The 20634-nt window shown below is 57.9% G+C and carries 14 protein-coding genes; 3 read left to right on the top strand and 11 right to left on the bottom strand.

The window, feature by feature from the left end:
• Positions 1-313: 313 nt before the first annotated feature.
• The 6 genes from bcsC to bcsR form a co-directional block, all read right to left on the bottom strand.
• Positions 314-3787, bottom strand: coding sequence for a cellulose synthase complex outer membrane protein BcsC (gene bcsC, locus ABIE29_RS13980; protein WP_429619362.1), 3474 nt, complete (start codon positions 3785-3787; stop codon positions 314-316).
• Positions 3769-4881: a cellulose synthase complex periplasmic endoglucanase BcsZ gene (gene bcsZ, locus ABIE29_RS13975; protein ID WP_429619450.1), complete on the bottom strand. Its 1113-nt coding sequence runs from the start codon at positions 4879-4881 to the stop codon at positions 3769-3771. Before bcsZ ends, bcsC begins: the two co-directional genes overlap by 19 nt.
• An 8-nt stretch (positions 4882-4889) precedes the next feature.
• Positions 4890-7199: a cellulose biosynthesis cyclic di-GMP-binding regulatory protein BcsB gene (gene bcsB / locus ABIE29_RS13970; protein WP_429619361.1), complete on the bottom strand. Its 2310-nt coding sequence runs from the start codon at positions 7197-7199 to the stop codon at positions 4890-4892.
• Between the two features lie 64 nt (positions 7200-7263).
• Entirely contained in the window at positions 7264-9867 is a 2604-nt protein-coding gene (bcsA, locus tag ABIE29_RS13965) for a UDP-forming cellulose synthase catalytic subunit (RefSeq protein WP_429619360.1), read from the bottom strand.
• The gene (gene bcsQ / locus ABIE29_RS13960) at positions 9864-10601 is read right to left on the bottom strand and encodes a cellulose biosynthesis protein BcsQ (protein ID WP_429619359.1); all 738 of its coding nucleotides are present in this window, start codon (positions 10599-10601) and stop codon (positions 9864-9866) included. Before bcsQ ends, bcsA begins: the two co-directional genes overlap by 4 nt.
• 3 nt (positions 10602-10604) lie before the next feature.
• The gene (bcsR, locus tag ABIE29_RS13955; protein WP_429619358.1) at positions 10605-10799 is read right to left on the bottom strand and encodes a cellulose biosynthesis protein BcsR; all 195 of its coding nucleotides are present in this window, start codon (positions 10797-10799) and stop codon (positions 10605-10607) included.
• A 192-nt stretch (positions 10800-10991) separates the two neighbouring features.
• On the opposite strand from bcsR, the gene bcsE reads away from it, so the two are divergent.
• From bcsE to bcsG, 3 genes are read left to right on the top strand one after another with little or no spacing between them, the layout of a single operon-like run.
• Positions 10992-12554: a cellulose biosynthesis protein BcsE gene (gene bcsE / locus ABIE29_RS13950; RefSeq protein WP_429619357.1), complete on the top strand. Its 1563-nt coding sequence runs from the start codon at positions 10992-10994 to the stop codon at positions 12552-12554.
• Complete coding sequence (gene bcsF, locus ABIE29_RS13945) at positions 12551-12748, top strand: cellulose biosynthesis protein BcsF (RefSeq protein WP_429619356.1); 198 nt, start codon at positions 12551-12553, stop codon at positions 12746-12748. Before bcsE ends, bcsF begins: the two co-directional genes overlap by 4 nt.
• Before the next feature lie 2 nt (positions 12749-12750).
• Positions 12751-14406, top strand: coding sequence for a cellulose biosynthesis protein BcsG (gene bcsG, locus ABIE29_RS13940; protein ID WP_429619355.1), 1656 nt, complete (start codon positions 12751-12753; stop codon positions 14404-14406).
• Between the two features lie 132 nt (positions 14407-14538).
• Here the strand turns inward: bcsG and dppF are convergent, their stop codons facing one another.
• The 5 genes from dppF to dppA form a co-directional block, all read right to left on the bottom strand.
• A complete protein-coding gene (gene dppF / locus ABIE29_RS13935; RefSeq protein WP_429619354.1) occupies positions 14539-15528 on the bottom strand; it encodes a dipeptide ABC transporter ATP-binding subunit DppF in 990 nt (329 codons plus the stop codon).
• Positions 15525-16505: a dipeptide ABC transporter ATP-binding protein gene (dppD, locus tag ABIE29_RS13930; protein ID WP_429619353.1), complete on the bottom strand. Its 981-nt coding sequence runs from the start codon at positions 16503-16505 to the stop codon at positions 15525-15527. Before dppD ends, dppF begins: the two co-directional genes overlap by 4 nt.
• A gap of 14 nt (positions 16506-16519) precedes the next feature.
• Positions 16520-17422, bottom strand: a complete 903-nt coding sequence (gene dppC / locus ABIE29_RS13925) for a dipeptide ABC transporter permease DppC (RefSeq protein WP_429619352.1) — start codon at positions 17420-17422, stop codon at positions 16520-16522.
• Between the two features lie 11 nt (positions 17423-17433).
• Complete coding sequence (dppB, locus tag ABIE29_RS13920) at positions 17434-18453, bottom strand: dipeptide ABC transporter permease DppB (RefSeq protein WP_429619351.1); 1020 nt, start codon at positions 18451-18453, stop codon at positions 17434-17436.
• A 162-nt stretch (positions 18454-18615) separates the two neighbouring features.
• Positions 18616-20223 carry a dipeptide ABC transporter periplasmic-binding protein DppA gene (gene dppA, locus ABIE29_RS13915; RefSeq protein WP_429619350.1) on the bottom strand — a complete coding sequence of 536 codons (1608 nt, stop codon included), beginning with the start codon at positions 20221-20223 and terminating at the stop codon, positions 18616-18618.
• Positions 20224-20634 lie beyond the last annotated feature (411 nt).

Genomic DNA, 20634 nt, shown 5'->3' with positions numbered 1-20634 from the left:
GCACTCCTAGATTAATCAATGACGCCCCTCACCCTACCCCCTCCCACAGGGAGAAAGGATTGAATGTGCTGACACTTAACTCTTGTGCCCGACCGCAGCTCCGTATCAGCTCCTGCAAGGAGGGACTGGGGTAAGGGGAAAATATTGCTTGCTGGATAAGCGGCTTGAGTATACCCGATTGCCCCGCGTGTTTACCTTACCAACCGCTTGGTGGCAGCAGGAAAAGCGCGGGTTTCGGTATTATCCTAGCCGTAATAGTCACAGGGTAGCAAAACTACCCTGTGGGCGACACCACGAATCGACCAATTTCACGTTACTTGAAGTCGGCGTACGGCGTCAGCGGCTGCGGTGGCAGATCGAGATCACCCTGCCAACCGGCGAGCGAGTAACGCAGATAAATCAACGCATGGCTCGGGGTATAGTCTTTAGCCTGTTGAATATCAATGCCGGCCCCCAGCGTCCAGTGGGAACTTAGGCGGCGTTCGATCAGGGCTCGTAGCGTATAGCCCACGCCGGAGGAGGAGCCACCGCTTTCCACCGCGTCCTTGTCTGGCAGGGAGTCTGGGATCAGCCCTTGCAGGGGATAGCGTTTTTCATCGTTGGTTTTCGAGTGCGAAATCGACACCGAGCCCCCCACTTCCCACGACCAGTTTTCCGTGCGCTGGCGATAGTTCACCGGCACCGCCAGCGAAACATATTGCTGGGGGCTGTAATAGCCTCCCTGCCCAAGGGAGTAACCGCTCAAGTCCTTCTGATAGTGCCAGAGCATGGTGCTTAGCCCAACGGTAGCACGGCGGTTATCTTCGTTAATCACCTTATAGTAATAACCGGCCATCAAGCGCTGACGCTGGTTATCTTCGACATTCTGGCCGCTAAGCTGATGGGCACTGAGATCGGCCCACACGCCGTTGGCTTCACCGCGATCATAGCTGGCGCTCAGGTTGATCCCGGTGGCACGCACGCCACCCCAGATAGTACCGGTGTTCGGATCGCGAGTCCCGCCGAAGGCCAACAGCGAGCTGGTAATCGGCCGCCGCGAGGCGCCCAGCGTCCAACCAATATGGTTCCAGTCACCGCTATAGGCCACGCCGCCGACCCAGTCCACCACCTCAAATCCCATCGGGGTGGTACCAATATCGGTTTGCCAATGATCGTTGGCCCAACCGGCCGCCACGCTGGTGCCGGTGGTTTTTTGCCGTTCGTCACCGCTGCAACCCTGCGTATTACAGGTGCCAAAGGTTTCGAAGTACTTGCCATTATTATCGGTCGAGAAGCTACCCGCGTTCAGTTGAACGGTGTCGGTACGCAGGAACGCCCGGCCATTATACAGCGGCATATCCACCTGCAACATGGTGTCATGCGCCCGATAATCCGAGATGCCACCAGTGCCGCTCGAACGCCAGTAGTCGTGATCGAGCGTGACCCTGACGTCCTGTTGGCGGTAGAGATCGGCAGCATCGGAGCGGATACCGCGTTTTAGCCAGTCATCCGTCGCGTTATTGCGGGTCAGACGGGTGTAACCGTCATTATCCTCGGGCACCGTTGGCGCAATGCCGCTGGCCACCATCGCCTGACGATAATCCTGCTGCGCCAGTTGCGGTTGCAACTGCTTTTGCTCCAGTCTGGCGGCATCACGATACACCAAGGCTTTGGCCTGCCCCGGCGGCTCTTGCCGGGCAGCCACTTTTAGCTGCTTGAAGATATCGGTCGCTTTTTGCGGTTCGCCCACTGCCGTCCAGGCATTGGCAACACGGCGCTGGCCATTGATCGACTCGTCCGCTTGCGCCGGTGCCGTTTGCAGCCGTTGGCGGGCCTCGCTCAACTGACCTTGCGCCACATAGGCTTCAATCTCCCCCAAACGCGCATCCGGATTATTCGGCTCACGCGCACGCACCCGCTGATAATCCGCCAGCGCCTCGTCATACTCTCCCCGTTCCAGCGCCCAGTCGGCCAAGGTCAGGTCGATGCGCGTTGCCGGGGGCTGCTGGCGCAGATAGGCGATTGCTGCGGGTTCATCACCGGCAGCTCGGAGCCGTTCGGCATGATCGAGCGTGGCCTGCATCTGCAAGCGCTGGGCCATCTCACGCATCCCGTCGCTCCACTGCGCTTTGGGCAATGTATTCAACTGGGCCAACGCCTGGTTGTCACGATCGCTGCCAGCCAGGTACAGCGCATAGGCATAAACCTGCTGCGGATCGCCGGGCTTCTTCGCGGCCAGTTGACGCATCAGCACGTCGGCCTGCTGCGGTTGCCCGGCCTGACGCAGCGTTTGCGCATAGTGATAGGTCAGCCAGACGTCATCAGGATCCTTCTGGTGCGCCTGCCGGTACTTTTCCGCCGCCTGTGGCCACTGCTGGCGCTGGGCCAGTTCGTCGGCCTGCTGTTTGAGCATGTCCAGTTGCAGCCCGTCGAGGGTACTGCGCAGCTTGTTCTGCTGCCCGCGAGGCAGACCATTAAGGTAGGCCAGCGCTTTTTGTGGCGACTGACGCTGGTAGATATTCACCAAGCCCCGTACCGCGCTGCCGCTACCCGGATCCAGGCGCAAAGCCTGCTGATAATAGCGCTCGGCGGCAGCATCATCTTTACGGGCTACGGCAACGTCGCCCAGCCCGATCAACGCATCGCTGTCGCCGTTATCAATCTGCCGTGCCTGCTGGTATTGTTGCTGCGCCAACGGCAGGTTACTGGCCTTTAACGCCTTGTCACCCGCATCGATCGCCAGCCAGTAACGGGTGGTTTTGATCAGGCTCTGCCATTTGCTGCTGTCGTAGTTATCCTTATCCGCCTTCTGCGCCTGTTGGAACAGGCTCAACGCCTGCTGCCGGTTGCCGGCACGGGAATAGGCCAGGCCAAGCGCACCAAGCACTTCGGCATCATTAGGCGCACTCGATAGCGCTTCTTTCAGTGCCGGGATCGCCGCACGGCTACCGCCTTTATTTACCTGCGCCAGCCCGGTCATGCGCGCGCGATAGGCCGGATCGGACAGCAGAGTCCGCTGGCGCGCCAGTTCCTGTTGTGCGCCAAGCGCCTGCTCACCGCTTTCAAACACGCCGAGGAAACGGTTCAACGCCGCCACGCTCTGCGGGCTGACCGGTAGCGCCTTGACCTTCTCCAGCCACAAATCCGCCGCAGAACCGCGGCCTACGGGATCCGCGGCCACCTTCTGTAACAGCTCATAGGCCTGAGCGTCGCGATCCTGGCTGAACAGCAGCCGCGCCAGCGCCATGCGCAGCGTGACATTGCCAGGATATTGCCGATCCAGCGCCTGTAATTGCTGTATCGCTCCCGGTTCCTGGCCGGGTAGCCTGGCCACCAGACGCCAATACTCCACCGCCAGCTCGAGCGTTGGCAGATTACCGTGGAACAGCTCGTCGTACTGGGCTTTGGCCTCCGGCAAGCGCCCTGCGGTCGCCATCAGGCGTGCCTGTTGCAGCTTCTGGCGGGTTTCCGGCTGGGTCAGCAGCATGTTCATTTCTGCCTGGCGGAACACCGGCGATTGCGGTGCCACCCCCTTCAGCTTATCCAACTGTTGTTGCGCCAGGACCTGATTACCCTGCCGCAGCGCCAGACGCATACGCGCCGCTATCACGTCGGGATTATTCGGATCCATCAGCTCAAGGCGATACAGCGATTGACGCACCAGTTCATCTTTGTTGCTGGCTTCGCCGATGCGCACCTGCTCCAGCAGCCATTGCTCCGGGGCAACGCTCTCGGCACTCTGCGCCTGCGGCAACAGGGTAAGGCTTAAAGGAAACAGGCTTAGCCAGCCTAGTGTGAAGTTGCGCATTGATTACCCCAGGCGGGTTGAAGTTCACCCTGACGGTTGAAACGATAGCGTTGCTGATCCCATCCCTGGCCGAACAGCAGCAAAGAGGCGCTGAAATAGGCGTCATTACCCAAGGGGTTATCCTGAATACGTTGGCGTTGCACCGCCAGAACATCGGGTTGTGCGGCCAGCAGCGGCAACAGCGCGGCGGAGAAGCCTACCGGGCCAGTACCGTTGGTTTTCCCGCTGGCAGTATCGACTTTCTCCGGCACCGCGCCAAGCTGGGCGGTGAGGCGCATCATCGGTTGGAACTGCTGCACCAGAGTCGCTTTATGCGGATCGTCGTCCGCCAGCATTCCGGCCCAGAGATAGACGCGGATGGCGTCATAGCTGCCGACATTGGGTTTGACGGGATCGGGCTGCCAGCCTTTAGCGGATTGCCACTCGGCCCAGTCGGGTGAAAATCCTTGCGGAGCCGTTTCCAGCAGCAACCGCTGGCTGGTTTTCTGCATCGCTCGCCACGGCCCGTTCAATTGAGCAAAGCGGGCCAGCAACTGCGGCGGTATATAGCTGGGGTTCAAGCGCCAGCGATCCTCGGCCACAAAACCCATCTTGCCCGGCAACAGCATCAACCCCAAACCGGGGATATTCGCCACCTCTTCACGGCCAATCCGTTGCAACAACAGCGTGCCCAATGTCTGATAGCGGCGGCTTTGCCACAGCCGCCCCGCCTCCAGCAGGTTGTAAGCGATCCATAGATCCGCATCGGCAGCCGAGTTGCTGTCCAGCACCTTCCAGGCTTTGGCATCGTCCTGCCCCCACAGCCAGGCGGGCAGATGTGCGCTCAGGTCGCCAGAGGCGAGATTGTTCTCCGTCCACGCCAACAGCTTATCGAAGGCAGGCCGATCGTTGGCCACCAGCGCGAAGAACATCCCATAGCTCTGCCCTTCGGACGTGGTGATGCGCTGCGGGCTGCTGGGATCGATCACCCGCCCTTCATCGCTGAGATAAAACCGTTGGTACTGCTGCCAGGCAGGCCAATCACAGCTTGCCGCCGCGCTGAACGCGCACAGCAGCATCAGGCCAGGCAGCAGGCGACGCAGGCAGATCCCCATCATGGCAATTAATCCCGATCTTCCGGTGACAGACGACGACGGCTAAAGGCCTTCAGACCACGCCGCAGCAACAGAGCCACCACTACCACCACCAGCGCGGCTATCGCCCCCAGCAGCAGCGGATGCGTCGACAACGCATACCAGATACGTTCCCACCACGGCAGATGGCCAACGTAGTAAACATCCCCCACGCGCAGGCTGTCGACGCCGGACTCACGGATCACGGCCACCGAACCAAACATGGCCGCACGCTTGCCGCTGTCCAGTTGCGCATTATTCAACAGTTCATAACCCCGTGGGCTGTCCGCCAGCAGAGCCACAATGCTGCGCTGATCGTGGAACGGGGACTGCACACCGACCACCGCCGCCATCGCCCCTTCCGAGCTGATGGTGGTTTTGCTGTCTGGCGTAGCGTCATCCTGCTGCACATCCATACTCGGCAACGGCAGTTGGCGCATCGGCATTTTCACCCAGCTCAGCGTAGCTTCTACCAGCAGATTGATTTTCTTGTCATCACGCAGCTCCGGTGGAATAGTGCCGATCAGCAGGATATCGGCGTCCTTATCCTTGGCCTGCGACCAGTCATCGGACAGCGAGAAAGCCAACGCCGGATAGCCGGTTTGCGCCCCCATGTTACCCATAGCGTTGAGCAAGGCGCTCACCTGGGCAGGCTGCGGCTGTTTGTTCACCAGCACCAGCGTTTGCGACAGATCTGCCAGGCGGCTGAAAGGGAAACCGGCGTTGGCAAAGGCTCGCAGATCGGGCATGGTGATAAAGTGGCGATAGCCGGAAAAATCGATGGTGGAGTTGCCGTCGATCACCGCATGGTTCGGCACCAAGGAATAGGTTTCGCAACGCCCTTCGGTCCCGCTGGCCAGCAGCGTGGTGTAATCGAAGTCAAAGCGCAGCTGGTTGGTCGCCCCCAACTTCAAAGCCGGAATATTGACCGCCTTGTCAGAATCGAGCAACCCCTGAGCCAGCGGCAGGCGCAACAACTGCGCGCCCTTCTCATGCTCCGGCACCAGGGCATAGGACTGCACAAACTGATTGTTCAGGCTGATGCTCAGGCGGGAACCATCCTCAATACGCGGCGAGGTATAGCGGTATTTCAGCTGCATATCGATGCCAGTGCTGTGGATCAGGAACAGATCCGGCGGCAGGTTCATCGACAGTGATATCGGCCCAGGTTCGACGCCGTTAGTCTGCAACTGCTCGGCATATTGCTGCAGTTCGCTGAACTTCATCGCCCGATCGGTACGCACCCAGTTTGGCGCATCGTACGGCTGGCGAACGGCCAACTGCTCAACCTTATCCACACTCAGATTCTGGCCACGGAACAGGATATTGCCCTGCGCTATGCCCTTCACCGCCGTGATCAGGTCGTTATCATCACGGCCCTGTACTAACAACAGCTTCACATAGGGGTTATCCGGGTGGCTGATCATCTCCACCGTCGGCCCATTGACCGCCGGGTAATCCTTCAGGAAATCCGGGCGCTGTTTATTGGTGGCAAACACGATGGCGTGCTGGCTCGGCAAACGGTTAAACAGCGTCGGGAAGGACTGACCGCGCCACTGCGCCTGGGTGCCGAACCAGGAGGCCAGGATCCCCGCCGCCCGCTGTTGTTCCAGATCCGGTTGGCTGGCAAACACCATCGGCAGCGTTAATGGCCGATCGTCGCGGCTGTCGAAGAAGGGTTCCGGGAAGTGGGAAAGCTCATTTTTTACCGGTAGCGTCTGGTAACGCAGGTTCAGCGAGCTGGATTTGCTGACGTCCAGCCACAGCGTACTGTTGGCCGGGTTCTCACAGATATTCTGGTAATGGCCGACAAATACCAGGCGAATGCGGTTATAATCGGTGATATAGCGCGGATCGATCGGCAACTGGACTCGATTAGGCTTACCCAACTGCTCTTTGGTAAAGGTGGTGGCCCCCATCAACTCATCGTTGAGGTAAATCTTGACGTGCGACTCTACCGGGATCAGCGACGGTGAAGGGGTAAACTCCAGGTCCAGCAGCGCCTGTGAAACCACTTCGTCACTGCGCACGCTAAACTCAATCTGGCCTTCTGGGCGAGTGCCACGCAGGATAAAGGTGCCTGGCGGTGGTGCCACCTCGGTAAACGGCAGTTTTACATCACGTACCGGCGCATCGGGTGCTTGCGGCGGCGCCACTCCCATAGGTTCGGTGACCAGAGCTTCGGCCACGGTGCTCGCAGGCGGAGTCACACCAGCCGCTGGCGTGGGGGCCGTTTCCGCCTGAGATAGGCTACTGATGCCTAAGGCCAGCGCGGTAAACCAGTTTATTTTTCTCGTCATCGTATCATCATCAATGTTGGGGCCGGTTCGCAGGGCTTGCGAGCGGGCAGTTACGATACACAGCCTATGCCACCGTCTCTGGGGCCGTAGAAGCGCGCTCTCTTCCTACGCCATGCGGAATAAATGACAGGATCCAGGTGGCCAGCGAAGTCAGGCCGACCAGGATCTTGCGCATCATTGGCGGCGCATAGTCCGCCATGCGCCGATAGCCATGAAAACCTAATTTCAGGACATCCCGCAGGCTGTCCACCGGCCGGTCTTCCGGGAATGCGTCTTGCCACAGTGCCCAGGTATCGGCCCGGGCAAAGGTGCATTGAATAAATTCGATATGTTGGCGGGTCGAGATCTCGACCAAACGGACCCCCACCGAGCGGCCATGGGATCGCGTCACCACGCAAGGGAAGCTGAACTCCTGTTGGCCACGTTTAAGCAGCAGCGCAATCTGGTCATGCTCTTGCAACTGATCCGGCACGCGCATTTCGATACCCACCCCACCATCGGAGTAATCACGCAGCGTACAGGGGAACAGATGTCCGTCGGCCCGGGCTACCGCCGCAGGCATGGCGATCTCCACGCGGTGCGACTGCCGTACCTGCCTGGCCTCCACCGCCACGGCCACCGCCCCACCCAGGATAGTCATGTTATAGATCACCCAAACCAGGCTGATGACCACCGTCATCATCTCTTCCGTCGGGCCGTAGAAAAAGCGCCACACGCCAAAACCCAGACCTGCCAGATTGAGTATCACCAGCAACAGGTAAGGCCGAGTGATCACCCAATCGACGTGCTCTTGCGTTATCAGCCCGCCTTTGGCGGTGACGTTGAACTTGCCTTTATGCGGGTTGAACAGCGCCACGGTGGTAGGCCGGGCGATATACCAGGCCAACACGGTTTCGTAGATTTCACTCCAGAAGGAGTGGCGGTATTTGCCCTGAATACGTGAGTTGGTCAGGCTGGCGTGGATCATGTGGGGCAATACATACAGCGCAATCGCCAAGGCAGGTGCGAAGATGATGTAAGCATGCATCAACAAAAATGCCAGCGGCGCGGTCAGGAAAATCAGGCGTGGAATGCCGGACAGGAAGTGCAGCATGGCGTTGGCATAGCACAGGCGCTGGGCAAACTTCAGCCCCTTGCCCAATAACGGGTTATCCAGCCGGAAGATCTGCACCATGCCGCGCGCCCAACGAATACGCTGACCGATATGGGCAGACAGGCTTTCCGTTGCCAGCCCGGCGGCCTGTGGAATACGGATATAGGCCGAGGTGTGGCCAAGGCGGTGCAGACGCAGCGAGGTGTGGGCATCTTCAGTCACCGTTTCTACCGCAATACCGCCAATTTCATCTAACGCCGTACGGCGCAGGATAGCGCAGGAACCGCAGAAGAAGGTGGCATCCCACATATCATTGCCGTCCTGCACCAGCCCGTAGAACAGAGTGCCTTCGTTCGGCGTCTGGCGAAAACGCCCCAGGTTGCGCTCAAACGGATCGGGCGAGAAGAAGTGGTGCGGCGTTTGCAGCATCGCCAGCTTCTTGTCTTTAAAGAACCACCCCATGGTCAGTTGCAGGAAAGAGCGCGTGGGAACGTGATCGCAGTCGAAGATGGCAACAAAATCACCGTTAGCGTACTTGAGCGCATTGTTGATATTGCCCGCTTTGGCGTGTTCATGGGTTGGCCGGGCGATGTATTTCACCCCGACCTCTGCGGCAAAGGCTTTAAACTCTGGCCGGTTACCGTCGTCGAGAATATAGATGTTGATTTTATCTTTCGGCCAGTCGATACCAAGCGCCGCATAGATGGTGGGTTTCACCACGCCCAGATCTTCGTTGTAAGTGGGCACCAGCAGATCGACGGTCGGCCAGGTGTTGCTGTCGGCTGGCATCGGCACCGGCTGGCGGTTCAACGGCCACACGGTTTGGAAGTAGCCCAGCACCAGCACTACCCAGGCATAGGTTTCCGCCGCCAGCAACAGCAGGCCGCAGGTCAGACTGAGCGGATCGTCCCAGTTGAGCGTTGAGGTATAGCGCCACCATAAATAACGGCAGGAAACGGTCAGCGACAACACAATCAGCATCAGGCTGGGTAACCGCCCCGGAATACGCCGCACCACCATGGCAATGCACCACAGCAGCAGCACAAAAATAAACTGGGCGGGGAGTTCAAAGGGCTGGGATATACACAGCAGAGCCAACAGCCCGGCCAATAGGCCAGCAATGATAAACAGCACCCGACGCACCCGGTGATTCATCCGGTTGAGGCGCTGTACCGTACGCTCCTCCATACCGGCCCCCTGCAAACGCTGCGGCAGGCTTTGCAACCAGTTGGCATAACGCAGTTGCAAGCGGTGCCAACCGGCAAAGTGGTAACGCCCCATCGGGGCCGGGCCACTGTGGGTCACCAGCAGCCAAAACCCCTGCAACAAATAACGCAGCGTGTCTGCCGGGCGTGGGCGATGGGGGGAAATATGGGGGAACCAATAGCTTTGGCCTGCCTGCACCTTTTGCCAACCAGGGGATTCAAACCGCAGCAACAGCCAGCCGATGGCCACCATCAGGGTCGTGAGGCCAGCGGTAAATGCCGTGGCCCCCGCATGACGATAAGCGCGATAGCGTTGTTGCACCGCCCGGTGAACGGGGGGCACCAGCAGCAGGCTCAATACCCTGCTCATACCTCGGCGTCCTGCAGGTTGAGCAGACACCAGTTGGCCAGCGTCAGCACTTCGTCGGCTGCCAGGCTTTCCGGCCGATACTCTCCCAGCGGCTGCTTGACCGCCATCGCTTCCGCCAGCGCTTCATCACGATGGATCACCAGCGGCAACAGACCTGTCAGCGTTTGCAGCCACAGCTGATGCAGATCTTGTTGCAACGGGCTGGCCGAGGAGTAGTGATTAATCAGCAGGTGGCACCCCGTAGGCAGCGGTTGCTGATGCAGGCGCGCATGGCAGTTGGCATCGGGGCTAAGCAACAGGAAAACCTGGTCGGCCAGCGCCAACTGCTGTTCAATCTGGGGATCGTCACCCGCCGGGATATCCAGCAGGATCCAGCGATACTGCTCAGAAGCACGCAGTTGCACCAGAAAATCATACCAAGGTTGCAGAGTATCACGCTCTTGTTGCCGCACTTTTAACCGTTCGGTAGCACTTAAGCCGCCAAAGGGTAGAAAATCGAGTTTTTTGCAGTAACGCATTGCCCCTTGCTGCCAACCGGTGCCATCCAGCTCTGCACGAGCCCAGCCCCGGTTCAGTTCAAAGGGCATATTAAAGTGTAATCGCAACAGGTTGTCCGGTGACAGGTCAATCGCCAGTACCGACTCGCCCAGCTGTTGTAGCGCCCAGGCTAACGCCGCAGTGATTGACGTAGTACCAATACCACCTCGAACCCCTTGCAATGCAATGACCGGCATGACTCAAACACTCCCCGTCTTGTTGGCCAGCTCCGCCAACAGCGGCCAGCGGACCATCATTTGTGCTAGCCGTTCCTGGCGTGAAATATCGATGTAGTTTAACTTGGGTAACGAAAAAGCGCGGCTTAACGCCTGCAGATCGTCCTGAAGTTCTACCGGTGCTTTTTCCTTAAGCCTCCTTAACGCATCATTATTCATCTTGCCGCCTTCTAAAATAGGCTAATGTTAAATGACTATAGCAATGTCCGAAAAAAACGGGCCAATAAGATGAATCTTAACAGATAATAGCGACTATAAAGTCAAATTTGCTAAGATAGATCTGGCTTTACGATCCCAAAGTGACCCGATCCGGTCGGTCTACGACACTTTCAACGAAAGTAGAATAAATCCATGGCGCACTCATTTTCATTAGGTATCCGACGTATTTGGCAAGAATTGTCGGTTATGCAATCCCCAGGTTTTTACTGGGTGAATATCGATCGCCAGAGCGATGCCAACCTGTTTTGCCGGCAGATCATCGCCGCCCAGGAAGAAAATAGCCCGTTGGCACTGATTTGTAGCGGCAACCAGGCGGACACCTTATTGGCAACGCCTCTTTCCTCTGCGATTAAAAAACTCCCTTTATATAGCCTGCCAGAAAAAAAAGCGGCGTTGCTGCATTTGGCAGACGATCTGATGCGTGAGCTAAAACCCAGCAACCGCTTACTGATCCTGTTGGCCCACGCCAGCCTGTGGCAAACCTTTACCAGCGATGAATTGCGCAAATGGGCCGCTCAACTCGGCCAATGGTTACACCAGCAGCAGTGTACGCTGGTAATACTCAGCCACGGTAGCGGCGTGAGTAAACTCAAAGGCCAGCTGGCCGCCGAGCACCGTATTCTCAACGGCCTGGCCAGCCTGCAGGGGCTGCAAGGCAGCGCCCAGTATCTGGTGCACTGGTGGAGCACGGCAAACGGTATCAATGCCAACCAGCTGTTCACTCTGACCGAAGGCCCGGAAGGCTGGGAAGGAGCGGACGACAGCAACCAACCCTCTCCTACCCCGGAACGCAACGACGAGAGCCTGTGCCTGGCTGAACAACGCATTCTCGAAGGCGCCCCGCCGCTATCGGCCAGTTGGCAACTGTTTGAGAACAATACCAAGTTGATGCAGCGTGGCATGTTGACCATCGCCGCCACGCTGATCTTCGCCCTGTATCAAAGTGACGAAATTGACGAATTGGCCCATCAGATCCATAGCCTGCGCCGCAGCAGGGGCGACGGGCTGAAGATTGTGGTGCGCGAGATGAGCGCCAGTCTGCGCTACAGCGACGAACGCTTGCTGCTGGCCTGCGGTGCCAATCTGATCGTGCCCCACGTGGCACCGCTTTCCAATTTTTTGACCATGCTGGAAGGTATTCAGGGACAACGCCTGTCGCGCCATATTCCGGCGGACATCGATAAGCTGCTCGCCGGGCTGCGCCCAATGCAACTGAAAGGCTACCTGCCGCTAGAGGAATTCAGCCGGGCGGTGACATCGCTGATGGAAAATACCCTGTTGCCGGAAGATGGCAAAGGGGTGATGGTCGCCCTACGCCCAGCACCGGGGTTGAGCGCCCGCCAGTCGATGACGCTGTGCCATTTGCGACGTTTTGGCGACATCATGACCGTGGCACAGAATCGGCTGTTCCTGTTCCTTTCCACCTGCCGGATTAACGATCTGGATACCGCACTGAAATTCGTCTTCCGCCTGCCAGTGAGCGAGGCGTTCAGTAATCGGGTAGTATGGCATCAGGATGTGGATATTATCGATAAAATCAGGCTATTGAGGCAGCATATCGAGTTTTCTCTCCCCGCCAGCAAACTGCAACCGGCCGCAGCCCAAACCAGCTCCGCAGAAACGGAACACCTGACCGAACGCCGGGAACCCATCCCCTTCACCCTGGTGAGCCTCGGGCAGGAGGAACAGACATGAACACTCTTGACGATATCCTGCAACTGGTGAGCCTGTGCGCAATAGTGTTTATCCCTACGGGATACCTGCTGCATCGCCGTTTCCCCAACTGGCTCCGATCTTGGCAGAATTTGTTGTTATCACCGCGCTATTTAAAGTCAGCAGGGCTATGGGTGCGCACAGGTTCCACCTCTCAAATCAAGCGTAAAAAATAACCATGAATAACGATAAAATAACGCAACCCGGCAATAGCCTATGGCGCTACTGGCGCGGTCTTGGCGGCTGGAACTTCTATTTCCTGGCCAAGTTCGGCCTGCTGTGGTTCGGCTACCTGAACTTCCATGCGCTGCCCAACCTGGTGTTTATGGCCTTGTTACTGATGCCGATCCCGTCGCCGCGCTGGCACCGCTGGCGTCACCTGATCGCCATTCCTATCGGTATCGGTTTGTTCTACCACGACACCTGGCTACCGGGGATTAACAGCATCCTTAGCCAAGGCTCACAGCTCACCGGTTTCAGCGCGGATTACCTGCTGGAACTGACTAACCGCTTTATCAACTGGCAAATGATTGGTGCCGCCTTCGTGCTGCTGATTGCCTATCTGTTCCTGGCCCAATGGATACGCGTGACGGTGTTTACCGTCGCGGCGTTGGTGTGGTTGAACGTGGTCAATATTGCTGGCCCGGCGGTGTCCTTGCTGCCTGCCACCGGTACCACCAAGGTAACGGATACCCCGTCTGCACCAGACTCGACGACGACACCAGGCGACAATCTGCCTGCGGCCAATGGCCCACCGACCAATGCCAACCTCACGGCCTACCTGGAGCAGTTCTACCAGCAGGAAAAAGCCCGGGCGACCAACTTCCCGGCCACCTTGCCCACCGATGCCCAACCGTTTGACGTGCTGATCATCAACATCTGCTCGCTAGCCTGGGCCGATCTGGATGCCGTCAATCTGCGCAACCACCCGCTGTGGGCCAAAATGGACGTGATGTTCACCGACTTCAACTCGGCCACCTCCTACAGCGGCCCGGCGGCTATCCGCCTGTTACGCGCCAGTTGCGGCCAGCCCTCGCATCGCGATCTGTATCAGCCCGCCAACCAACAGTGCTACCTGTTTGATAACCTGGCGAAGTTGGGCTTTAAACAACAGCTGATGCTGGATCACTCCGGCGTGTTCGGTGACTTCCTCAAAGAGCTGCGTGAGCAAGGTGATATGCAGGCTCCGCTGATGTCACAGGCCGGGATCGGCAATAAGCTGGCGTCGTTCGACGGTGAACCGATCTATAACGATCTGCAACTGCTCAACCGCTGGCTCGATCAGCAGAAACAGGGCGGCGATGCCCGCACAGCCACCTTCTTCAACCTGATCCCGTTGCATGACGGCAACCGCTTTGTGGGTGGCAAACAGATCGCCGATTACCAGCCCCGGGCGCAGCAGCTGTTCGATCAGTTGAACACCTTCCTGGACGAGCTACAGAAATCCGGGCGCAAGGTGATGGTGGTGATCGTGCCGGAACACGGTGCGGCGCTGACGGGCGACAAGATGCAGATGTCTGGTCTGCGGGATATCCCAAGCCTGAACATTACCCATACGCCGGTTGGTATCAAACTGGTTGGTATGCAGGCCCCGCATCAGGGCAGCCCGGTGGAAATTAAAACGCCGAGCAGCTATCTGGCGCTGTCCGAGCTGGTCTCGCGGTTGGTGGACGGCAAGGTGTTTACTGCGCCAAGCGTCGACTGGCAAGTGCTGACGCAGAATCTGCCGCAGACTGCGGTGATCTCTGAGAATGACAATGCCATCGTGATGCAATATCAGGGCAAGGCTTATATTCGCCTTAATGGCGGCGACTGGGTGCCTTATCCTCAATAAGCGGTGAGGGGCTGGCGAGATAAAAAACGCCGGTATCGCTACCGGCGTCTGATTGAAGATAGAGTGGCAATGTCGCTGAGGTAACCGGACGCAGCATGCAGAGTATCTACGTTGCGAGCCGGGTTGGTAGTCTCAAGACCCGGCAGCTTCATCCTGGTCGACGGCAAAGCAGGCCACCATCTGGTCACCATACTGCTTGAGCTGCGGTTGCAGCTGGGAGCAGGTGCCGAAGGCACGGCGGCAACGGGCGTTGAATGCACAACCCGGCGGTGGGTTCATCGGGCTTGGCAGCTCGCCGGTCAGCTTGATGCGCTCCCGGCGCATATCCGGGTTCAGGCGCGGCGTAGCAGACAGCAGAGCCTGAGTGTACGGATGACGCGGGTTGTTGAAGATGGCGTCTTTACTGCCCTTCTCCACGCAACGGCCCAGGTACATCACCATCACTTCATCGGCAATGTGCTCCACCACCGACAGATCGTGGGAGATAAACACGTAAGACAGCCCCAGCTCCTGTTGCAGATCCATCATCAGGTTCAACACCTGTGCACGCACAGACACGTCCAGCGCAGAGACCGGCTCATCGGCAATCACCACGTCCGGATTGAGCATCAGCCCACGCGCAATGGCGATACGCTGCCGCTGCCCGCCGGAGAACATATGCGGGTAACGGTCGTAATGCTCGGTTTTCAGGCCAACCTTCGCCATCATCTCCAGCGCTTTCTCACGCCGTTCGGCGCTGCTCAACGAGGTGTTGATCAACAGTGGCTCCTCGAGGATCTGCCCCACCTTCTTACGTGGGTTGAGCGATCCATAAGGATTCTGGAACACGATCTGGATCTTCTGGCGGCGCAGCTTCTCTGCCGTGACATCTGGTTTGAGCAGATCTTGCCCCTGATAGTACAGCTCACCGCCGGTAGGGATTTCGATCATGGTCAGCAGGCGGCCCAGCGTGGACTTGCCACAGCCAGACTCCCCAACCACCGCCAAGGTTTTACCGCGCTCAAGGGTAAAGGAAACCCCGTCCAGCGCCTTCACCAGCCGTTCCGGTGCAAACAGCCCCTTCTTGACCGGGTAATGTTTTTTCAGGTCAATCGCCTGCAATAAAGGGTGGTTCTGGCTCATACGGTCGGCCTCCCCGCATCATCCAGCGGTGTGTGACATTTAACCTGACGGCCGGGAATGCTGCGCAGTTCCGGCTCTTCTTCGCGACAGTGTTGGGTAGCATACGGGCAGCGCGGGTTCAGCAAGCAACCTTCTGGCCGATCGTACTTGCCCGGCACCACGCCAGGCAGCGAGGCCAAACGCGCCTTGTCGGTAGCAAACTCCGGCAACGCACGCAGCAACGCCTGGGTGTACGGATGGCGCGGCGAACGGAAAATTTCTACCGCCTTGCCGGATTCCACCACCTGCCCGGCATACATCACGATGATGTGATGCGCCGCTTCCGCCACCAGCGCCAGATCGTGGGTGATCAGCAGCAGCGCCATGTTTTCGCGCTGTTGCAGCTCGAGCAACAGCTCAATGATCTGGGCCTGGATGGTCACGTCGAGCGCGGTCGTCGGTTCATCGGCAATCAGCAGCTTGGGCCGGCAGGCGATCGCCATGGCGATCATCACACGCTGGCTCATCCCACCGGAAAGCTGATGAGGGTAAACGTCCAGCCGCGAGGCCGGATCGGGAATGCCCACCTGGGTCAAAAGATCGATAGCGCGTTGACGACGGGTGCGGCGGTTACCGCCCTGATGCACCTTCAGCGCTTCCATAATCTGGAAACCCACGGTATAGCACGGGTTCAGGCTGGTCATCGGGTCCTGGAAAATCATCGCCACTTCGGAGCCCACCAGTTGGCGGCGCTCTTTTTCCGAGATTTTCCGCAGGTCCTGGCCGTTGAACTCCAGCTTGTCGGCCATCACCTTGCCGGGATAATCGATCAACCCCATGATCGCCAGCGAGCTGACGGATTTACCGGAGCCGGACTCGCCAACGATGCCAACCACCTGCCCCTGTTCTACGCTGTAGCTGATCCGGTCTACCGCGCGGAACGGCGCACCTTCGTCACCGAAGTGCACCGAAAGCTTGTCTACATTTAATAACGCCATTCTCTCTTCCTCTGTTACTGCTTGAGTTTGGGGTCGAGAGCATCACGCAAGCCGTCCCCCATCAGGTTAAAGGCCAAAACCGTCAGCAGAATTGCCACCCCTGGGAAGGTCACAACCCACCAGGCACTTTGCGCGAACTGCAGTACGTCGGAGAGCATGGTGCCCCACTCCGGCGTTGGCGGTTGCGCACCCATACCCAGGAAGCCGAGAGCGGCCATATCCAGAATGGCGTTCGAGAAACCGAGAGAAGCCTGCACGATCAACGGTGCCAGGCAGTTTGGCAGGATATTGACGAACATCTGACGCGCCGCCCCAGCCCCCGCCACGCGGGAAGCCGTCACGTAATCGCGGTTCACTTCCACCAGCACCGCCGCACGGGTCAAGCGGACATAGTGCGGCAAGGCAACAAAGGTCAGCGCCAGCGAGGCGTTAACGATCGAAGGGCCAAACACCGCCACCAGCACTAACGCCAACAGCAGGCTTGGCAGTGCCAGCATGATATCGACCACGCGCATGATGATGGCATCCACTACACCGCCGAAATAGCCGGCCAACAGGCCGAATACCACGCCCATCACCAGTGAAAGCACCACCACCAGGCAACCTACCAGCAGCGAGAGCCTGGCACCGTACATCAGGCGCGACAGCACATCGCGGCCCACGTCATCGGTACCCAGCAGATAGTGCCAGCTACCGCCTTCCTGCCAGACCGGTGGCCGCAGCAGGGCATCACGGAACTGTTCGGCAGGCGCATGGGGAGCCAGGAACCCGGCACCCAGAGCGACCACCAGCATGATCACGATATAAACCAGGCCAACGACGGCCCCTTTGTTGCGCTTGAAATAGTGCCAAAACTCCTGGAATGGGGTCATTGGCTTCGGCGCACCTTTCACTACAAACTCGGTAATTTGAGACATCAGAGCGCCCCTTATTTCTTGTGGCGAATACGCGGGTTGACCACGCCGTAGAGCACGTCTACCAGCAGGTTAACCAGAATAATCATACAGGCGACCAGCAGTACGCCGCCCTGAACAACCGGGTAATCACGGCGTTGCAACGCATCCATCAGCCAGCGGCCAAGCCCCGGCCAGGAGAAGATGGTTTCTGTCAGGATCGCCCCGGCCAGCATGGTGCCAACCTGCAGGCCGATCACCGTCACCACCGGCAACAAGGCGTTACGCAACGCATGCACCACGATCACCCGCATACGGCTCACACCCTTGGCGCGCGCGGTACGGATATAGTCTTCACCCAGCACTTCCAGCATGGAGGAGCGGGTCATACGCACGATAACCGCCAGCGGGATGGTACCCAAGACGATGGCGGGCAGGATCATGTGCATCACGGCGTCGATGAAATCACCCGGCTCACCCCAGATCAGGGTATCGATCAGCATAAAGCCGGTCAGCGGCAGGCTGTCATCGAGGAATACCGTATCGCTTATTCGCCCCGATACGGGCGTGAGGTTGAGCTGTACCGAAACCAGCATGATCAGCATCATGCCCCACCAGAAGATCGGCATTGAATAACCGGTCAGGGAGATACCCACGGCGGTATGATCGAACACCGAACCTCGCTTGACGGCTGCCAGCACCCCCACCGGGATCCCGACAATCACCGCGAAGAGCATCGCACACAGGCCCAGTTCCAGGGTGGCCTTAAAGCGCGGCACAAACTCTTCCCACACGGAGATACGGCTTTTGAGGGACGTCCCCAAATCGCCATGCAGCACGTTGGTGACGTAAGTGAAGTATTGTTGATAGAGCGGTTTATCCAGCCCCATCTCTGCCATCAGTTGGGCATGGCGCTCTGCGGAGATCCCGCGTTCCCCGGCCATAATGGTCACCGGATCGCCGGGGATCATATGGACGAATGCAAAAGTCAGCAACGTTATGCCGATAAACGTTGGGATAACTAACCCCAAACGTCGGAGTATGAACTGCAACATATCCCGAACTCTCTGTATAAAGTGCCCGGCAGCTCATCGTCCGCCAGGCTTATTAAAACTCACACGCTTCACGACATTCTTCTGGGGACGGGAATGCAGGGGCGCAACGTATTGCGCCCCTGCAGATTAAGTATCCCAGTCCTTCAACCCGCCTTGGTAGGCTTAGTCCAGAGAAACGTTCTCAAAGTGATGTTTACCAAGCGGATCGACCACATAGCCCTTCACTTCTTTACGCACTGGCTCGTAAACGGTGGAGTGGGCAACAATCAGCGCCGGAGCCTGATCGTGCATCACGACCTGAGCCTGCTTGTAGAGTGCGACGCGTTTGTCGTGGTCCGCTTCGGCACGGGCCGGTTGGATCAGATCCTCAAACGGCTTGTAGCACCAACGGGAATAGTTGGAACCATCTTTGGCGGCCGCACAGCTGAACAGCGTGGCGAAGAAGTTGTCTGGATCCCCATTGTCACCGGTCCAGCCCATCATCACCGTCTGATGCTCACCGTCTTTGGCACGCTTGAGGTACTCGCCCCACTCGTAGGTGACGATCTTGGCATTGACGCCAATCTTCGCCCAGTCGGACTGGATCATCTCAGCCATACGACGTGCGTTCGGGTTATACGGACGCTGTACCGGCATCGCCCACAGATCGATGGAGAAGCCATCTGGCATGCCTGCTTCTTTCAGCAATTCTTTGGCCTTGACCGGATCGTAAGCGTAGTCTTTAACCTCGTCGTTATAGCCCCACATGGTTGGTGGGATCAGGTTCTTGGCAGGTTGACCCGCCCCCTGATACACCGCATCCACGATGGCCTGCTTGTTCACCGCCATGGTCAGTGCCTGACGCACCTTCACATTATCCAGCGGCTTCTTCTCGGTGTTGAACGACAGATAGCCGACGTTCAGGCCAGGCTGTTCCATCAGGTTGATGGTTTTGTCCTGCTTCATGCGAGCGATGTCTGCCGGGTTCGGGTACGGCATGACCTGGCACTCGTTTTTCTGCAGTTTGGCGTAACGCACAGAGGCATCAGGCGTGATGGAGAACACCAGGCGATCGATCTTCGGCTTGGTGCCCCAGAAACCGTCAAAGGCCTTGTAGAGGATTTTGGAGTCTTTCTGGTACTGCAGCAGTTGGAACGGCCCGGTACCCACTGGGTTCAGGTCCACTTTCTCTGGCGTACCGGCTTTCATCATTTTGTCGGCATATTCTGCAGACAGGATGGAAGCGAAGTCCATGCCCAGGTCAGCCAGGAATGGCGCTTCTGGACGGGTCAGCGTGAAGCGTACGGTGTTGTCGTCCACTTTCTCGACTTTGCTGATCAGGTCCTGCATGCCCATACCCTGGAAGTATTCATAGCTGCCGCCAGAAACCTTGTGGTAAGGGTGGTTTGCATCGAGCTGACGCATGAAGGAGTACACCACGTCGTCGGCATTGAAATCACGGGTAGGTTTGAAATTTTTGCTGTCCTGCCACTTCACGCCTTTGCGCAGGTGGAAGGTATAGGTTTTACCGTCTTCGCTGACGTCCCACTTCTCTGCCAGGCCGGGTTCCAATTCGGTGGTACCCAGTTTGAACTCAACCAGACGGTTATAGATTGGCACTGAGCTGGCATCATAGGTGGTGCCGGAGGTGAACAACTGCGGGTTGAACCCTTCAGGAGAACCTTCAGAACAGTAAACCAGCGTCTTTGCCTGCACGCTGGCCGCAACGGTCAGCGCAATCAGGCCGATACCGAATTTCAGAATCCCTGATTTGCCCAAGGAACTTGTCATCGCTAGTGCTCCGTATGTGATGTGGTGTGTGTGTATTACCGCCAGAGCCTAATATTTTTTGTTACGCGGCCTGTGCGGTCAGTGCCCGAAGGCAGGAGGAATAAAAGCGCGAGAATGCCGGATGGAACGCATCACGGCAGGGCGTTTGAGCGAGTGAATTTCACTCATACCCCCCTCACTCTTATCCCTGAGGGTACCAAATTGCCAACTGTTTGGGGTGCCGTCAATATAACCAGTAGGGATTTACCTAGACTGTGAGAAACAGCAAGCAAACATAAAAAAAACCTTTCAGTAACATTTACAGCATTAAAACTTGTGCTACGGGTTAAATCTTGGCGTCATGAACCAGCGTTAACGACCTAGCCAGCATTAACCTCCAATAAAAAACCAAAAAAGATTATTGCTGAATGA

It is taken from the genome of Serratia sp. 2723, assembly GCF_050434425.1.
In the GTDB taxonomy this organism is placed as follows: domain Bacteria; phylum Pseudomonadota; class Gammaproteobacteria; order Enterobacterales; family Enterobacteriaceae; genus Chania.
The sequence above is the reverse complement of the archived record's forward strand: the minus strand, read 5'-3'. Positions and strand labels throughout refer to the sequence as shown.